18 protein-coding genes are annotated in these 16,346 nt (G+C 46.6%); 2 read left to right on the top strand and 16 right to left on the bottom strand.

What is annotated here, in order from left to right; genetic code table 11:
- Positions 1–2: 2 nt before the first annotated feature.
- Both WC980_10170 and ispE read left to right on the top strand, forming a co-directional pair.
- Positions 3–188 carry a hypothetical protein gene (locus tag WC980_10170; GenBank protein ID MFA5795413.1) on the top strand — a complete coding sequence of 62 codons (186 nt, stop codon included), beginning with the start codon at positions 3–5 and terminating at the stop codon, positions 186–188.
- A 3-nt stretch (positions 189–191) separates the two neighbouring features.
- Positions 192–1,076 carry a 4-(cytidine 5'-diphospho)-2-C-methyl-D-erythritol kinase gene (ispE, locus tag WC980_10165; GenBank protein MFA5795412.1) on the top strand — a complete coding sequence of 295 codons (885 nt, stop codon included), beginning with the start codon at positions 192–194 and terminating at the stop codon, positions 1,074–1,076.
- A 9-nt stretch (positions 1,077–1,085) separates the two neighbouring features.
- On the opposite strand, the gene larA is transcribed toward ispE, so the two are convergent.
- The 16 genes from larA to rfaE1 form a co-directional block, all read right to left on the bottom strand.
- Positions 1,086–2,369, bottom strand: a complete 1,284-nt coding sequence (gene larA, locus WC980_10160; GenBank protein ID MFA5795411.1) for a nickel-dependent lactate racemase — start codon at positions 2,367–2,369, stop codon at positions 1,086–1,088.
- On the bottom strand, positions 2,366–2,845 hold the full coding sequence (locus WC980_10155) for a DUF523 domain-containing protein (protein ID MFA5795410.1): 480 nt from the start codon (positions 2,843–2,845) through the stop codon (positions 2,366–2,368). The genes larA and WC980_10155 overlap by 4 nt, the downstream gene beginning before the upstream one ends.
- Positions 2,846–2,877: 32 nt before the next feature.
- The gene (locus WC980_10150; protein ID MFA5795409.1) at positions 2,878–3,228 is read right to left on the bottom strand and encodes an STAS domain-containing protein; all 351 of its coding nucleotides are present in this window, start codon (positions 3,226–3,228) and stop codon (positions 2,878–2,880) included.
- 22 nt (positions 3,229–3,250) lie between these two features.
- Positions 3,251–3,679, bottom strand: coding sequence for an ATP-binding protein (locus WC980_10145; GenBank protein MFA5795408.1), 429 nt, complete (start codon positions 3,677–3,679; stop codon positions 3,251–3,253).
- The gene (locus WC980_10140) at positions 3,642–4,931 is read right to left on the bottom strand and encodes a pyridoxamine 5'-phosphate oxidase family protein (GenBank protein MFA5795407.1); all 1,290 of its coding nucleotides are present in this window, start codon (positions 4,929–4,931) and stop codon (positions 3,642–3,644) included. The genes WC980_10145 and WC980_10140 overlap by 38 nt, the downstream gene beginning before the upstream one ends.
- A 112-nt stretch (positions 4,932–5,043) precedes the next feature.
- Positions 5,044–6,192, bottom strand: coding sequence for an aminotransferase class I/II-fold pyridoxal phosphate-dependent enzyme (locus tag WC980_10135; protein MFA5795406.1), 1,149 nt, complete (start codon positions 6,190–6,192; stop codon positions 5,044–5,046).
- A 2-nt stretch (positions 6,193–6,194) separates the two neighbouring features.
- Positions 6,195–6,941, bottom strand: a complete 747-nt coding sequence (gene kdsB / locus WC980_10130) for a 3-deoxy-manno-octulosonate cytidylyltransferase (GenBank protein MFA5795405.1) — start codon at positions 6,939–6,941, stop codon at positions 6,195–6,197.
- Positions 6,938–8,419: a tetratricopeptide repeat protein gene (locus WC980_10125; protein MFA5795404.1), complete on the bottom strand. Its 1,482-nt coding sequence runs from the start codon at positions 8,417–8,419 to the stop codon at positions 6,938–6,940. The genes kdsB and WC980_10125 overlap by 4 nt, the downstream gene beginning before the upstream one ends.
- A 69-nt stretch (positions 8,420–8,488) precedes the next feature.
- Positions 8,489–9,634 carry a DNA-processing protein DprA gene (gene dprA / locus WC980_10120; GenBank protein MFA5795403.1) on the bottom strand — a complete coding sequence of 382 codons (1,146 nt, stop codon included), beginning with the start codon at positions 9,632–9,634 and terminating at the stop codon, positions 8,489–8,491.
- Positions 9,627–10,316 carry a SagB/ThcOx family dehydrogenase gene (locus WC980_10115; GenBank protein MFA5795402.1) on the bottom strand — a complete coding sequence of 230 codons (690 nt, stop codon included), beginning with the start codon at positions 10,314–10,316 and terminating at the stop codon, positions 9,627–9,629. Before WC980_10115 ends, dprA begins: the two co-directional genes overlap by 8 nt.
- An 18-nt stretch (positions 10,317–10,334) precedes the next feature.
- A complete protein-coding gene (lnt, locus tag WC980_10110) occupies positions 10,335–11,867 on the bottom strand; it encodes an apolipoprotein N-acyltransferase (GenBank protein ID MFA5795401.1) in 1,533 nt (510 codons plus the stop codon).
- Positions 11,843–12,523 (bottom strand): 2-C-methyl-D-erythritol 4-phosphate cytidylyltransferase, encoded by a 681-nt coding sequence (gene ispD, locus WC980_10105; protein MFA5795400.1) that lies wholly within the window; start codon positions 12,521–12,523, stop codon positions 11,843–11,845. Before ispD ends, lnt begins: the two co-directional genes overlap by 25 nt.
- Before the next feature lies 1 nt (position 12,524).
- A complete protein-coding gene (locus WC980_10100) occupies positions 12,525–13,517 on the bottom strand; it encodes an NAD(P)H-dependent glycerol-3-phosphate dehydrogenase (GenBank protein ID MFA5795399.1) in 993 nt (330 codons plus the stop codon).
- 10 nt (positions 13,518–13,527) lie between these two features.
- Positions 13,528–14,244 carry a glycerol-3-phosphate 1-O-acyltransferase PlsY gene (plsY, locus tag WC980_10095; GenBank protein MFA5795398.1) on the bottom strand — a complete coding sequence of 239 codons (717 nt, stop codon included), beginning with the start codon at positions 14,242–14,244 and terminating at the stop codon, positions 13,528–13,530.
- Positions 14,244–14,822 (bottom strand): D-sedoheptulose 7-phosphate isomerase, encoded by a 579-nt coding sequence (locus WC980_10090; GenBank protein MFA5795397.1) that lies wholly within the window; start codon positions 14,820–14,822, stop codon positions 14,244–14,246. Before WC980_10090 ends, plsY begins: the two co-directional genes overlap by 1 nt.
- On the bottom strand, positions 14,819–16,273 hold the full coding sequence (rfaE1, locus tag WC980_10085; protein ID MFA5795396.1) for a D-glycero-beta-D-manno-heptose-7-phosphate kinase: 1,455 nt from the start codon (positions 16,271–16,273) through the stop codon (positions 14,819–14,821). Before rfaE1 ends, WC980_10090 begins: the two co-directional genes overlap by 4 nt.
- Positions 16,274–16,346 lie beyond the last annotated feature (73 nt).

Here is a 16,346-nt window from a genome sequence, read left to right as displayed (position 1 = left end):
CCATGCTGTATTCTTTAACCGTTATCGGCCTGTTCGTCCTTGCCACGGCTATCATTTCGACCGGGTTGGGGCTGAGCATTGCCTCGGACAATCCGCGCGACATCATCAAGACGGCCTGGAAGAATTTCCGGCTGCTGTGCATATTGGTAATCGTCATCTGCATTGCCGCTTTAATCATCAATCATTAGATTATGCCCAAGCTCAAACTGCGCTCGCCGGCCAAAGTCAACCTTTACCTGAAAGTGGCCGGCAAACGGCCGGACGGATACCACGAGCTGGAAAGCATATTCCAGACCATCGGCCTTTCGGACCAGCTGGAGATTTCAGAGTCCCGGCGCGGAATAAGCATCACCACCGATGATGCCGGGCTAAGCACCGGCAAGGATAACCTGGTTTACCGGGCGACCGAGCTGTTCAAGCGGGAGTACCATATCAGGCAGGGCGTGCGGATTTCCCTGACCAAGCGCATTCCTGTGGGCGGCGGGCTGGGCGGCGGGAGCAGTAATGCCGCGTCGACGCTGACCGGCCTTAACCGGCTGTGGAAATTGGGCCTGTCCCGAAGCGAGCTGGCATTGCAGGCGGCTAAAATCGGCTCGGACGTGCCTTTCTTCATCTACGGCGGAACGGCGCTGGTCAAGGGCCGGGGCGAGATAATCTTTCCGCTGGCAATAAAACAGGATTTCCATTACCTGCTCATTTTCCCGGGGTTCCCGGTGCCGACCAAGAATATTTACCGGAACCTGAAGCTACTGCCGGCTAAACCCGATAATAATATCAACACTATAATCCAATACTTGACCGCCGGCGATATAAAACAAATATCCCGGCTGATGCATAACGACCTGGAACCGGTGGCCCTGAGATTATACCCGGAACTAATGAAGACCTGGCAAACAGTTAAACGGATTGCCGATCCGGGCGTGATGGTTTCCGGCAGCGGCTCAACGATATTCAAATTATGCTCTTCATCCCGGGAAGCGCTGAGGCTGGCAAAAGAGTTACGCCGGAACCTCTCGGCCGGGAAACCGGAAAGCCGATGCGATATTTTCACATCCAGATACATCCCTGATAAATAACTAACGAACTTACGGTTTGATTACCGGCATCAGGCTGTGGCCTTCGGGGAAAACCAGGATGCGGGCATTATCGGGAAGGGTTGAAAGCAGTTTATTCAGGACTGACTGCGGATTTGCCGCCGGCTTAAGTTTCATCTTCTTAAGAAGGCTGACGGGAATCCTTGAATGGATATGTATGTCGAATTTCCGGGCTTTTATCAGAGAGCACATCGCTGTCTGTCCTGAAACGACATATTTTCCCCGAAGCTGTTGTTCCATTTTAGCGGCAGTACCGTATTTGAGATAATCCACAAAAATATCCGAACCGACACCTTCCGGGCACTCGGCCAGGACAAGCATACTGCCGCCTGTTTTTAAGGCCTTGGAACAATGTTCGATGGTCTTGTGGGCCTGAATATAGTTGATATCGGTCGGATAACCTCCGGCCGAGGCTACAACCAGGTCAGCCGGTTTTTTCAGGATTACCCGCCCGAATGAATTGACAAAATCGCAGCCGGACCGGTGTGATTTTATGATATCACCGCCGAACACTTTTATGATATCTTCGTGGTGATTAACGACCAGGTTGACGGCAAAGCTGACTTTAAACATCCGGGCCGCCTCAATCATATCTTCGTTAACCGGATTGCCGGACATCTGTCCCAGCGCAGCCATGGGATTCTTGCCTTTACCGGGTAAGCGGTTAAGCACCAGGCTGTGGTTCTGATTGATGGCGTCATATCCGGCGATACCCGGAAGAATCATTTTGCGCCCGCCGGAAAACCCGGCGAAATAATGGTACTGGACCACACCCAAGGTGATAACCTTATCCGCTTCGGCCGCCCAGCGGTTTATTTCCAGCCTAGTGCCGAATGAGGTCCGGCCGATATAAACCAGTTCATCTTTATTGCGGCAATCGTGGTCGACTATCCTGATTTTACCGTATCTATTGCGCCCGACGATTCTTTTTATCTCCGCCTGTTTATGGGCCGAGTGCAGTCCCCGAGCCAGGATAACGGTTATGTTTTTAAGCGGCACGCCGATTCCAGCCAACCGCCGGATAAATATATTTAGTATCAAATCGGTCCCGCAGCGCCGGGTCTTGTCCGGAACCACAATAGCGATTTTATCATCGGGCCGGAAAATCTTATTGAACGGCTTGGTGCCGGAAGAATTATCCAGCACCCGGCTTACGGCCGATATGATATTTTTAACGGGCGGTATCGGCCGGGCCCGCAGCACGGTGCAACCCGGCCGGGCCGGAAGATTCAGTTTTATGGAGCTTTTGCCGAAAGGCATTATCATCGGTTTCATAGGCTTGTTGCTTTTATTCCTTTTTCCCTGAGCAGGGCGGCGAATACGCCGTCGCCTTTTATCAAGCGCGCAGTGTTCGGGTTTTTCGAGCCGCGGAAATAGACCCGGCCGTAACCGCAGGACGGGCTGCGTGATTTCAGATAAGATTTGGTTATGCCGACATATTCCAACAGTTGTCCGGCCCTGAAGGCACCCTTAATGAATTGTCCGGTTACACTGCGGGTTTTAGAGCGCACTCCGGCCCTGCCCCGAAGCACGTCATGCCCGTCCAATTCGCCGGTATTTCTGCTCTTAAAATCAATGGGCGTTATCTGGGCGGGCAAGCGCGGGGTCTTCAATAATCCCAGTTTTTCAGGGCATATTATCAGAACCGGTTTCCCGCGAAGGGTTGCGGCCAGTGAATGATTCAGGGAACTGCCGCCGTCATAGCGGGATTTAATACCCAGTAAGCAGGCGCTGACCAGATAATATTTCATGGGAGTCCGACCTGAATTAAGACATCCGATTATTATGACTCAAGAATCTTGATGGCCGATTCCATATTAGCGGTGACAGGAAAAATCTGGGTAAGACCGAGCAGGTCAAAAACCTCTTTAACCGGGGGTGTCGGCCTGATGATAACGATATTCCCGCGGTTTTCCTGGGCGATGCCTATAGCTCCGATGAAAACGCCCGCTCCGGCGCTGCTGATGTAATCAACGCCGCTCATATCGACCACCAAACGGTAAATCTTGCTGTCAAAGAAATTATTAATCGCCTGCTCCAGCTGCTCGTATGTATAGGCGTCGAGAAAACCTTTAAGGTTAAGCGCGACGATGCCGTTAGGCAGATTTTGCGTACTAATGGAAAATTCACTCATCTTAATATCCTCCTACATTGACCTATGATTTAGCTTTATACTTAACCAACACCAAATGATTTTGTCCATCTTTTGATGAATATTTAACTTCGTCCATCACCTGGCGGATAAGGAAAATGCCCAGCCCGCCTTTCTGCCGGCTCCGGATGCATTTAAGAATATCCGGAATTTTCACTTTATCCGAATCAAAAATCTTGCCACCATTGGTAATTTCCACCTGGAATCGTTCCCGGGACGACGCCACATGGATATCAATGGAACCGACCTTCTTATTTTCATAAGCATGTTCAATAGAATTACTCAGCGCCTCATCAACGGCTAAGACTATTTTATTTTCTTCGGCCGGGTTTAACTTGCTGAGCTTTACCAACCGGCTTATAAATTCCCGCGCGACTTTGAGCAGCCGGATGTCGCTATTTATCATCAAACGCTCGGTGAATTCCTCCGACATCTTGCTGCCTTTCTACTGCTGTTTTGAACATAAGGCCTTCTAGAACATACGGTAGTTTCGCCTGATTCAAGGGCATATTATTGCTTTTGCTGGTAATCCGGTGCGGAGTGATCTCGATTAAAACCATCCGCGGACCGGCCCGATTCATCATTTCACGCGACTTCGGGTCGCTGGAAGGGTCTTTTATCTGTGCGGTTATCTCTTCAATCTTGGTGTAATCGGAGCTGTTGAAAGCGGCCATGTATTTATTCATCAGCAGGCTTATTTGGGCGGAATCTTCAATAAGTTTGGCTTCGCCGAATATATTGACGCTGACCCATTTAGTCTTGGTGAAACGATCGACCGAAAAACTGATCCGGGGATTATTTTTCATATCCTCGATCTTCTCGCCCCAGTTCTTGGAATGAAGATACAGCTTCCCGTTAAAATAGGCGTAATTAACCGGGACCGAATAGGGGTAATCTTTACCCTGAACATTTATTCGTCCGGCCGAACAGGAATAAAGAGCCCATTTTACAGTATCTGCGGGTAGGATTCCCTGGAACACCTTCGCGTCTTCTTCCGATAAAGGGTTATTTACCGGTGCAGGTATCATATTTTCATCCGCCAGGTAAGGCATCTTGGGTAACCATTCCTTGGGTATTCCCAACAACCGGCTGGTTACTTTTTCGGGAACTATTTCCACCATAATCATCGGAACTTCGGGCATCTTTGCCATCGCGCCATCGGGCGGAATCACTTTTATATCGGACGCCTTCTGTTCTATCTCGTCCGGCGCGCTCATATAGGCCAGCCGGAAACGGGCCATAGCCATGGCTTTATCTTCAGCATTATGAATTATATTAGCCTGTCCGAATATGTTTATGCTAACCCAGCCTTCATCTTCCTTATAACGGTCTACCGTAAAAAGCACTTTTTGATTATTCTGGATATTGGTTATTTTCCGGCCGCTCGGCGTGGAATGGATATAGATTCGCTCTTTGCAGTAACCGAAACTTACCGGCACTGAATATGGATACTCGGAATCTACCGTCAGGATGCGGCCGTTCGAAGATGAATGCAGGATGAACTCCACATTCTCCCACGATAACTCGCCCTTATAATATGAAGGGGTGATCAGGTTTTTGGCAAACTCTTTGAGGGCGGGCTGAACTGATACGGGTTTTGTCGGCTCGACCGGGCCGGATGCGGAACTGGTACATCCATATATAGCGGTAAAAAATACCAGCAATGCAACCAACGCTTTCCGCATTATCAGCTCCTTTAAAATAGTCTTTTTATGTTTACTATGGAATCCGCCGTCTGTCAAGAAATATCCTGAAATTTGGCCGGTATCAGCGAAAAATCGGGTGTTTACAAACTTTTCAGCGCATTTCGTTAAGACATTTTTCGATTCGGCTCAGACCCTGGCGGAGCAGTCGTTCCTTTATCCCAAACCCGATTCTGATGTGTCCAGGCGTTCCGAAGAAATCACCCGGCACAACCAGCGTATCATAACGCTTATAAAGACGGTTGATAAACTTGAAAGCATCCAACCCAACAGGCAGTCTGATGAAACAAGTGATACCCCCGTCTGGCGGGCACCAGGCAATCTTTTTCCTTTCCGGAAGGTGCTGCTGCTTATATTCCTGATCAGCCATCCATTCCTTCATTATCTCCAGACTGTTACCAATTATCTTCCTGGTTCGTTCAATAAGAGTATTGATTCGCCTGAGGCAGAAAAGCGCAATCATCTGGGCCGGATAGGCGTCACTGGCCGTCATATAATCATAAGTCCGCAGGAAACGGTAAACCAATTTCGGTTCGGCCATAAGCCAACCGGCCCGCATGTAACCCAGACCATAGACCTTAGTCAGGCTGGAAAGCGTTATGACATTAGGGCTCCGCGTGAAAAGCGGCGCTGGTTTTTGCTTAAGCGTTTTCTGGACAACCAGGAAATCACGGTAAATCTCGTCCACGGCCAAAAGCACGCCCTTCTTTTCAGCTATATCGATTAATCCTTCCATTACATCATCATCCATGGCTATGCCGGATGGATTATGCAGGTTGGTTGTCAGAATCAATCTGGTTTTAGAAGTGATTAACCTTTTTAATTCTGCCGGATCAGGTTGATAGCGGTTTTCCATGCGCCGCGGCAAAAGTTTTATAACTGCACCCATAGATTCGGCCGCACGGCGTATCGGTTCATACGAAGGCGATTCAATAATTACCTCATCACCGCTTTCTAACAGCGCGGCGCAGGCCATATAGATAGCCATATTGGCTCCACCAATCAGGGCGATATTATCCGGGTTGACTTTATAATATCCGGCTACCGCCGCTTTAAGGCTTCGCGGCCCGTAATAATCCCCGTCGTGCCCGAATAAATCCATATGCTTCAAGCTGAAACCCATCTTCAAAAGCTCTTTCATGGTCACGGACTCTATGCCGCTGATCATTAACGGATACTTAACCTTGCTCAATGGCAGCATCTTTACCCATTCGATATGCTCTGTTTTTATAAGCTTTTTCATTCTTACCTTCCTTTTATTATTTTTGTCCGTTCTATAAAATTCATGTAATCTTCTTTGGTATCTATCCCATAATGAGCGTCTTTCGCCAAAATTACTTTTATCCGGAACCCGTTATCCAACGCCCTTAACTGCTCCAACCGGTTGGCAATTTCTGAAGGAGTCGGCGCCAGGCTCGTAAATTTTATTAAAGAACGCCTTTTATAACCATAAACACCAAGATGGCGGTAAACTTCGCTTGTTGTAATATTTTTTAGAGATTCTTTTTTAATCACTCGCTTGAACCACAACGCAAAGCCGTGTTTATCTAATTTGACTTTAACCTTATTGAAATCAACCAGGTCTTTTTTATATCCGATTGGGCAGGCCAGAGTTGTCATATCAACACCGGTTTTATGCAGGCCGTCAATCATCCGGTCAACATCTCCGGGATTTATCTCCGGCTCATCGCCTTGAACATTAATAATGTAAGGAATTTGGCCGGCTGGCATTGATCTGACAACTTCGGCAATCCGCTCGGTACCGCAGGTATGTTTCGGAGAAGTCATCCGCACCTCGGCGCCGAAACTCTGAGCCGCTTTTTTGATCCGCTCATCGTCCGTAGCAATTATTATTCTGGATACATTACGGCATTTCTTGACCTGCTCATAAGTATGCTGAACCATGTATTTGCCGGTTTCTTTAAGAAGCGCTTTGGCAAATAATCTGGTCGATCCGTATCGGGCAGGAATAATAACTACGGCTTTTATCATTTCAACCTTTCGCTAAGAGAATCAACCATGACTTGAACTTCTTTATCATCAGGCATTAATTTAAGATACTTTTCCAAAGCATCCATCGAGCGCTGGTAGTTGCTTAACTTATAATAAGTGACGCCGAGATTCCTCAAAATATCAGCGTACTCCTTGGGTGATTTCCCGGAGGCCGATTCAAGCGCCCGTTCCATATCAGCGGCCGCTTCGCCGTATTTAAGCAACATCGCGTAAGCTATACCCCGGTTATGAAACATATCACACGATTGCTTAATTTCCAAAGCCTTGTCGTAGTAACTTATAGCTTCCGGATACCTTTTCATGTTGAAGTAAATCAATCCGCTATAATAATATGCCTTACTCAAATTTTCCTTTTCTATTTTCTCCTTGGCTTTAATCGTGATGACACTCTCAAAATCATTGAGCGCCTGATCAAACTGCTGAAGCTTATAAGAAGCCACCCCTCTGTTAAGATAAGCATCGATGTAATCCGGGGCGAGTTCGCTCACTAAATCAAAATTCTTCCTGGCCTCAGCGTATTCTTCCAGATTAAGATAAGCCACACCGAGATTAAATAAATTAATCGGGCAGTCAGATTCAAGACGCACAGCCTGGCGCAAGTCTTTGGCCGCATCAATATACTCCCCCGTCTTGATATATCCCACACCCCGGTTCTTATAACTATCCGCAAACCCAGGGGCCAGTTTTATGGCATTACTAAAATCATCCATGGCTTCTTTATCCGCATTACGTTTTTTGAGGTAATCCACACCGCGGTTATATAAAATCAACCCGATGAATTCTTCTTTAGAAAACTCTTTGAACCGCATTTTAACCGGGAAGCTATATTTAAGCTCCTCGCTGACTGTCTCGCGGGTCTTTTTCTCATAGTTTTCATTTGAAATCTCAGCACCGTTAGAAGTTGGTTCAATATTCCTGTAGCTAACCTCCCCAGAATAATATCTTAGAAAAACATGCTGAGGTATAACCACGGCCCGGAGCGGCAGGTTAAGACGTTCGGCTAAGCACCAGTATAACGTAGTCAGCCCAAGACAATTACCATTAAGATTATCCAAAACTTTATTAAGCAGGAATTTGTCGCGGTTTATTTCAATCGGCTTACCGGTATTACTATTTTCCTGGATGACCGATTCGGCGTGTATTTTAATATTCTTATAGAGGTACTTATTAATGGCCAAAATTATGCTTTCCTGCTCTGATTTTCCCCGGAGCTCTGTTTTTAAGGAATTCCTGATGTCTTGAGCCATCTCATCAATTTTGGCAAGGTACTTTTTAGTGTCAATATCCGAATAAACTGTGGAAGCAATAATCAGGGATGTTTCAGCCAGATCAATCTCTTTGTCCGGCACGGAAGCCGTGGATAAGCGATCGATGATTCTTTGTTCTGCTTCGCTTACCTCCCCATAACAAACCAGGGACAGAATAAACAACCACGAAACAGCTAAGGCATATTTCATTTTATATAATGCTATAAACCGACAAACCGATTGTCAATCTAATTTTACCGGAAGAGTCTGCCCGTCAAACTATTCGTAACGCAAGACATAACCCTTACCAGGTATCTGCCTGACCAGCTGTTTTAGCTCCATTGTCAAAAGCATACTGGAAATAATTGCGGCTGGCAGCCCGCTAGCATCTATGATATCATCTATATGCCGGGGTTCATCTTTGGTTAACTTTGATATTATCAACTCTTCTTTGTAATCAAGCGGTTTTCGGGCTATCCTGTTCCGGGCTGCTATTGCCTTATCTGCAGCCGGGCTTTTAGAATAAGACAGTAATGTAATTTCATCCAGAATATCATCCACATTCTCCACCAGCTTGGCGCCCTGCTTGATAAGTTTATGGCAGCCATGGCTGAACGGACTGTCGATTTTCCCCGGCACGGCGAATATTTCGCGCCCCTGGTCCAGAGCCAGATCAGCCGTAATTAAAGCACCGCTTTTAAGCGGCGCTTCGACCACCACCACGCCCAATGACAAACCGCTGATAATCCGATTCCGAGCCGGGAAATTCTGGCTCAAAGGCGGAGACTGAATCGGAAGTTCTGAAATCAAAGCTCCGCCCGATTCAATAATCCGTTCAGACAGCTTTTTATGTTCTGGCGGATAAATCCGGGACAAACCATTGCCTAACACCGCAACGGTATAACCGCTCTTGCATTTAAGGCATCCGTTATGAGATGCGGCATCAACCCCACGGGCTAAACCGCTCACGATGCAGAAACCGTATTCGGCCAGTGCGTAACTCAACCGACTAGCCTGGGCTTCACCATAAAGCGTCGCCCGTCGGGAACCAACCATACCTATGGCAAAACCATCTTTAGATAAAACTTCCTTAATAGCTCCTTTAACATAAAGCACCAGAGGATAATCAAATATATTTTTAAGGTTCTCGGGGTAATTATCATCCTCACAGGATATGATTTTAATATTATACTTCCCGGCTAACTCCATTTCTCGCTTGCCCATTTCGTCTTTAAAAGCTTCTTTTACCTGTTCAGCGCGCTGCCGGCCCATACGCGGAATCGAAGCTATATGCGAAACAGAAGCGTCGGCTATATTCTCAATACTACCCAGATGGCTGATGAGCCGCTCGTAAAGGACTGATCCGATACCACTAACGCTGTTAATAGTTAACAGATATTCCAGACGGGTCATATTTTCATTCATTGGAATAACCCACGGGTATTATATAAAAAGCGCTCAAGTTGTCCGGCAAGCTCAAAACCTCGTTCACCTTTTCGTCGTCAAACGCCCCGATCATCACGGTGCCCAGACCCAAAGCAACGGCTTCAAGTGATATATTCTGTCCGATATGCCCAACCTCCATGGCTACATATCGCGAAGCGCGATCGCCATAATGCTTGGCGCACTTAGCCACATCGCCAGCTAAGACAATATCCACCGATGCCTGAACGATATAAGACTGGCCGTAAGCCGCTTCGCCTAGTAACTTTCTCGTATCACCAGTCTTAACCTGTTTTAATGAATGGCTCTTAGCTATGTATTGATAAATCCCGGCCTTATCCAGCACATAGACCTCCATCGGATAGACGCCTCCGGCTGACGGCGCATTGCGGGCCATAAACTTTTTACGCGGATTCAAACCCTGAGCCGACCAGAGTAACTGCGACAACTGCTCCGAAGTCAATTCGTCAGACTTATAAGCACGCACTGAATGACGCTTTAATATAGCCTCTTCCAAAGACATTGTCCCGGTGTTTTTCGGAGCCGGTAAAGTTATTTCTTTTGAATTCTCAGCAGCCGTAGGTTTTTCATCAGCGCCAAAAGACATGACAAATACCGAAATTGATATGAGTACAATTATGCCCATAAGCAAAATCTTTTTCATAGCATCTCCTTAAACTAATCAATTAACCAGTCGGTTATTTACCGCTCGATAAAGCAATACCAGAATTGCACCTGCCAGGTAAATCGCAAATATGGCCAGGCATAATCTGGGCAAAAAATAACCGTACTGAACGAATATTGTTTTCCCCTGTCCTTTTTTGATTTCGCCTTTAATCACACCGGTAGCCAGGTGATCAATCTGAGCTTCTACTTTGCCACTTGAATTGACAATCATTGAAATGCCTATGGCGGCTGAACGAAGTATCGGACGACGAGTTTCAATAGCCCGGAACGGGATAATTGATGCGTGATGCCGGTGCGATAATCCACCCCAACCACCCATTTCGGCGGTTGGCATAACAATAAAATCAACATCTTTCCTGGCTAACCGTAACTCCAGGTTTGTAAAAGCGGCCTCGTAGCATATTAGCACGCCAACTTTAGCAATCGGAGAATCAAATATCCCTGATTTCGTTCCCGGTTTAACCATAGTTTCAACCAGCTGGACCGGAACCTGCTTGGCATATCGCCCGATGACTTCACCCTGAGGCGAAAACATTACGGCCAGATTAGAAAACCTAGCCTGGTCGTCAGCTTCCTCAATCGTACCGGTTATCAGATATATTTTCTTATCTCTGACCAACGCCTCTATTAAACTGCGTTTCTTCGGTGCTGAAACCAAATTCATATCCGCCCTCTCGGGCCAAACTACAATACTTTCCTGTTTACCGCCAACCGCGTCGTTGGTCATCCTGATATAATTGTCCACCGACCCGAACATATCCTGCACTACCGCGACCGGTATGCGCATTGACAAATCTTTATCAAGATATTTAGGCAAATAGGTGTTTTTATAATTGCCGTATGTAATAAGCCATACGAATATAACCGCAACAATGCCCCATAATCCCCACAGCCATATCCGCCGCCTGATTCGCTCAAAAACAAACCAAGCAATAACGGCGTTAACCGTAACAATCAAAAAGGTCAGCCCGTAAACCCCGAAAATATCGCAGGCCTGAATAAGAACATTATACGGAGCCTGAGAGTATCCCAAACTCAACCAACCGAATCTGAGGTAGTAACCTTCCGAGCGAAAATATTCTATCCCAGTCCAGAATATCGGTATAAAAAAGAATGCCTTTCCCAATCCAATACGCGATGCCAGAAACCACATGAAAATGGCAAAAATAAAAAGGTAAATAGAGAAAAGATTCAGCACCACCCAACCAAACAACCCAAACGCCTCGATGAAGAATGACAGTGATACTGAATAAAATACAACTCCGGTAATCAGTGCCGATAACCCGGCTATTTTCCATGAAGGAGAGCTGAATATGGCTACAAAAATCGGCACCAGCGCCACCCAGCCAATAATTCCAAAAGATAACGGCGGGTAGCTTATAACCAGAAGCAAACCTGATAACGCCCCGAGCAATAGCCTAAACCAACCGGTCTTATAAATATAATGAGCTAAAGAATAGTGAGGCGCCCGAGAAATGACAGCCTCTTCGTTCAAGGGGGTAGTTATTTTATTTTCTGTTTGGTCCATAAATCAGCTGACGTAGTGATTTTGATATTGTTCGCCGAACCCTCAATTATATAGACCATCGCCCCAATCGACTCAACTATTCCGGCATCATCAGTATAATCAGCCAGATTGCTCTTTCTGAGACTGTACGCCTTTAATATAATATCTTTCCTGAAACCCTGGGGAGTCTGAGCCGCCCAGAGAATATTCCTGGGGATAGTCTTTTGAATACGCAATCCTTTGGCAACTGATTTTATCGTGTCCGTTACCGGCCTGGCCAGAATAGCCGCGCCTTTATCACGAGTCTTATTAATAACTTTAACTATGTCTTCCTTGGCAATGAACGGCCTGGCGACGTCGTGAATCAAAACTATATTAATATCTTTATTGATATTCTTAAAAGCATTATGAACAGAGTGGCTCCTGGTCGCGCCGCCTATGACTATCTCTATCTGTGCATTATATTTTGAAATAAGCGGTTTGACAAGCCGGTTTGCCCGTTCCATATCCCGCGGATGCGCCGCTATAATAATCTGGCTGATTTGCGGAATCTTCAGGAACGCCTGCAGGCTGTGCAGAAGAATCGGCTTCCTTCCCAAAAGAAGATAGGGTTTATGAACCTTGCCTTTCAGTCGGGTGCTTGAGCCGGCGGCAACGATAATAGCTGCAACTTTCATTTTATTCCGATTTAAGAGGCCTCTTTATCAAGTCCTTTATGGCTCTCTTCAGGTTTTTATTCTTAAATAAAATATTAGCCACCTCTTTAGTAATGGGCATCTCAACCTTATGTTTGCCGGCCAGCTGTAAAGCGGCTCTGGTGGTCCAGACGCCTTCGGCCACCTGCTCCATTGAATCAATAATCTGTTTCAGTGTTTCACCCTTGCCAATGCGTAACCCGACGGCCCGATTGCGGCCGTGCGGCGAGATGCAGGTAGTAATCAGGTCACCCATACCGGCCAAACCAAAGAATGTTTCTTTCTTGGCTCCCATAGCCGCGCCCAGCCTAGAAATCTCCACCATCCCGCGGACCAGCAGCGCTGATTTGGTATTATCGCCCAACCCCAACCCATCGCAGATACCGGCCGCGATGGCGATGATGTTCTTTATAGCCGCGGCCACTTCCACGCCGGTGACATCTTTCTGGATATAAACACGGAAATAATCATTGCTGAATATATGCTGCAGCTGCTTGGCAAGTTTAGCATCAGGCGATGCAATTACCACGCTGGCCGGCAGTTTGCGTGATACTTCCTCGGCATGGCTCGGCCCGGAAAGCACCGCGATATATTTGGGGTTAAGGATATCCCTGATAATCTCGCTCGGACGCTTGATGGTCGACTGCTCGATGCCCTTAGCAACCGAAACTACCGGTATATCCCTGTCATAATATGGTTTTAATTCGGCCAATACGCCACGGCAATGCTGAGTCGGCACGGCCATAATAATAAATGATACCCCTTTGACGGCTGCTTCGATATCGGCAGTCAGCTCTATCCCCTGCGGGATTTTTATACCAGGCAGAAACTTGGTATTCTCCCGCGTGGCCCGCATTCTATTGACATAAGCCGGAAACTTGCTCCAAAGTGTAACTTTGCAACCGTTGTTATGGAGCAACAGCGCTAGGGCTGTGCCCCAGCCACCGTCGCCCAGAACCAATATGTTGTGTTTCATAATTATAAGTTTATTCCTTTTCGCCTGTATCTTGTATCTTGCCTCTAGCACCCCAGAGTTTCACTTTTGGTTCTGTGCCGACTATCAAACGCTTGATATTTGGTATATGTTTAATAATTACCAATAACGCTACAATAATACAAGCACTTATACCCCATATATAATAATGTGCTGACCAAGATAATGGTCTTTTCTTAAAATCAGCTAATAGAATAGAGCTTATTACCAAACTAACTACTGAAACTATTGAAGCCACAGAAATATATCGGAACACAAGAACAAATAATATCCACGTGCATAATGCAATAAATGTTGGATAAGGCGTAATTACTAAAAATACTCCTAAAGCTGTTGCGACTCCTTTCCCGCCTTTGAAGCGAAGATATAGTGGAAAAAGATGCCCAATAATTAGTGACAAGCCTATAACAGTTCCAAAACTAATATTTGGTAAAAAACAATCATAGAATCCAGAACCATCAAATTCACCATATATACCATAAGAATTAGTAAACACATAAGCTGTTGGCAAACATCCTTTTATCGAATCTAATAAAAAACAGAGTACCCCCCAAGGCCAGCCCAAAACCCGTCCGACATTAGTCGCGCCGATATTACCACTGCCTACGGTGCGGATATCTATTCCCTTCTTCAGCTTAACCAGAATATACCCGAAAGGTATGGAACCAATGAGGTAACCTATTACCACGCACAAAATATAATAAATCATTAGAATGATTTGTCTATCAGGTCACAGACAATATGACCAACTGTGATATGGCATTCCTGGATATGCGGGGTTTTATTGGACGGCGCGGAAAAACATATATGGACCAGCTTTCTCAGCTTATTATTCTTTAACCCGGTAAACCCGATGGTATAGGCGTCGCGCCGGCAAGCAGTCTTGATGGCCTTAAGAACGTTAGGTGAGTTGCCGCTGGTGGAGATGCCGATAACCACGTCGCCTTTATTAACCAAACCCTCGACCTGTCTGGAAAATATATCCTCAAAGCTAAAATCATTGCCGATGGCAGTCAGATTGGAGGTATTGGTCGTCAAGGCTACGGCCGGCAAAGCCCGGCGATTGCGCCGACAGAAGGTTCCGACTATCTCGGCCGCGATATGCTGGGCGTCTGCGGCACTGCCGCCGTTGCCGAACAATACCACCTTATTCCCGCGCTTTAACGCCTTTATCATCACCTCGGCAATCCGAACGATAACCTCAGATTCGTTAAGAAGCATGTATTTAGCCTGAGCCGATTCCAGGATATTCTCCGTCACCTGCTGTAATAATTTGATGTTTGTCATATATTTTTTATTCTTTTTATGATATCCGTCGTTGACAATCCTTTGACTATCGGCGCCAGGACCACCCGGCCGCCGTATTTCCTTAAAACATCACTACCAACTACGCCCTTGGACTGCCAATCCATGCCTTTTATCAAAATATCGGGCTTTATCTGTTTGACCAAGTTGAGCGGCGTCGGCTCGTCGAATATGGTTATATAATCAACCACGGCCAGCGCGCCCAAAACGCAGGCCCGGTCGGACTGACTCAGAATCGGCCGGGACGGACCTTTAATCCATTTTACCGACTTGTCCGAATTGATGCCGACTATAAGAATATCACCCCGTGACTTGGCAAACTCAAGCGTAGCGATATGTCCCGGATGAATGATATCAAAACAACCGTTGGTAAAAACGACCTTTTTACCAGAGGCAGTTATGCCCTTAAGAATACCTAAAAGTTCCGTAAGGGGAATAAGTTTGCTTCCCTGAGCAGTGTCATTAAGATTCCGGTAATGCTCGATAATCTCAGGCCTGGTCACGGTAGCAGTACCAACCTTACTGACCACCACACCGGCGGCCAGGTTGGCTAGATGCAAAGCTTCATTGTAGCCGAGTCCTCCGGCAAACGCCATACCCAGAGTTGCCAGTACCGTATCGCCCGCGCCGGTGACATCATAAACGTCCAGATGCCTGGCCGGGTCATAGACTTCATAACCTTTCCTGTCCAGCAGATATAAACCCTTCTCACCCAAAGTAATTATGACGAAATCAAGATTAGCGTCCTTAATCAGTTTTCGGGCGACCTGTTTCCTGGACGCCTCATCCTTAATCTTTATACCTGTAGCCAGTTCCGCCTCGAGCCGGTTAGGCGTCAGCGCCGTAGCGCCACGGTATTTGCCGTAATCCCGGCCCTTGGGGTCTATGACCACCTTTTTCTGGCCGGACCGGGCAATCCGGATAACCGCTTTTAAAAGACTGTCCGTCAGCGTACCTTTGTTGTAATCAGATATCAAGATGATATCATAATGCTTTATATTACGCCTTATGTATGATAATATCGATTGCTCGGCCGCAGCTGAAATTTGTGCCAGGCTTTCGTTATCCACCCGCAGGACCTGCTGGTTCTGGGCAATCATCCGAGTTTTCAGCGGCGTCTGCCGGACACGATCCAAAACTATCCCGGCCGTATTGATTCCGAACTGACGGCATAAATTCCTTATCTGCCGGCCGGTATCATCGTTACCTACTACCCCAACCAGATCTGATTTGGCGCCTAAAGTAACCACGTTATGAGCCACGTTAGCCACACCACCCAAGCGCAAACCCTCACGCTGGGCATTGAGTATCTGAATAGGCGCTTCCGGTGAGATGCGTTCCACCCTGCCCCAAACGTATTTGTCCAGTATCAGGTCGCCTAAAACCATTATTTTAGGCGAACCGAACCGGTTTATAAGAGTTGTTGGATTCATGATTTATTTCCTTCTAAAATACAATTAATAACTAATTAATGATATTGTGTCAAGATAAGCAGTTACTGTCCGA

The sequence above is a fragment of the Candidatus Brocadiia bacterium genome (assembly GCA_041658285.1).
Classification (GTDB): Bacteria; Planctomycetota; MHYJ01; order JACQXL01; family JACQXL01; genus JBBAAP01.
Note: the sequence above shows the minus strand (reverse complement) of the source record. Positions and strands in the feature narration are given on the sequence as shown.

Excerpts from the sequence above, each read along its gene's own strand:
- WC980_10170 (MFA5795413.1), top strand. The coding sequence starts at position 3 with ATGCTGTATTCTTTAACCGTTATCGGCCTGTTCGTCCTTGCCACGGCT.
- ispE (MFA5795412.1), top strand. The coding sequence starts at position 192 with ATGCCCAAGCTCAAACTGCGCTCGCCGGCCAAAGTCAACCTTTACCTG.
- larA (MFA5795411.1), bottom strand. The coding sequence starts at position 2,369 with ATGAAACCGATGATAATGCCTTTCGGCAAAAGCTCCATAAAACTGAAT.
- WC980_10155 (MFA5795410.1), bottom strand. The coding sequence starts at position 2,845 with ATGAAATATTATCTGGTCAGCGCCTGCTTACTGGGTATTAAATCCCGC.
- WC980_10150 (MFA5795409.1), bottom strand. The coding sequence starts at position 3,228 with ATGAGTGAATTTTCCATTAGTACGCAAAATCTGCCTAACGGCATCGTC.
- WC980_10145 (MFA5795408.1), bottom strand. The coding sequence starts at position 3,679 with ATGTCGGAGGAATTCACCGAGCGTTTGATGATAAATAGCGACATCCGG.
- WC980_10140 (MFA5795407.1), bottom strand. The coding sequence starts at position 4,931 with ATGCGGAAAGCGTTGGTTGCATTGCTGGTATTTTTTACCGCTATATAT.
- WC980_10135 (MFA5795406.1), bottom strand. The coding sequence starts at position 6,192 with ATGAAAAAGCTTATAAAAACAGAGCATATCGAATGGGTAAAGATGCTG.
- kdsB (MFA5795405.1), bottom strand. The coding sequence starts at position 6,941 with ATGATAAAAGCCGTAGTTATTATTCCTGCCCGATACGGATCGACCAGA.
- WC980_10125 (MFA5795404.1), bottom strand. The coding sequence starts at position 8,419 with ATGAAATATGCCTTAGCTGTTTCGTGGTTGTTTATTCTGTCCCTGGTT.
- dprA (MFA5795403.1), bottom strand. The coding sequence starts at position 9,634 with ATGAATGAAAATATGACCCGTCTGGAATATCTGTTAACTATTAACAGC.
- WC980_10115 (MFA5795402.1), bottom strand. The coding sequence starts at position 10,316 with ATGAAAAAGATTTTGCTTATGGGCATAATTGTACTCATATCAATTTCG.
- lnt (MFA5795401.1), bottom strand. The coding sequence starts at position 11,867 with ATGGACCAAACAGAAAATAAAATAACTACCCCCTTGAACGAAGAGGCT.
- ispD (MFA5795400.1), bottom strand. The coding sequence starts at position 12,523 with ATGAAAGTTGCAGCTATTATCGTTGCCGCCGGCTCAAGCACCCGACTG.
- WC980_10100 (MFA5795399.1), bottom strand. The coding sequence starts at position 13,517 with ATGAAACACAACATATTGGTTCTGGGCGACGGTGGCTGGGGCACAGCC.
- plsY (MFA5795398.1), bottom strand. The coding sequence starts at position 14,244 with ATGATTTATTATATTTTGTGCGTGGTAATAGGTTACCTCATTGGTTCC.
- WC980_10090 (MFA5795397.1), bottom strand. The coding sequence starts at position 14,822 with ATGACAAACATCAAATTATTACAGCAGGTGACGGAGAATATCCTGGAA.
- rfaE1 (MFA5795396.1), bottom strand. The coding sequence starts at position 16,273 with ATGAATCCAACAACTCTTATAAACCGGTTCGGTTCGCCTAAAATAATG.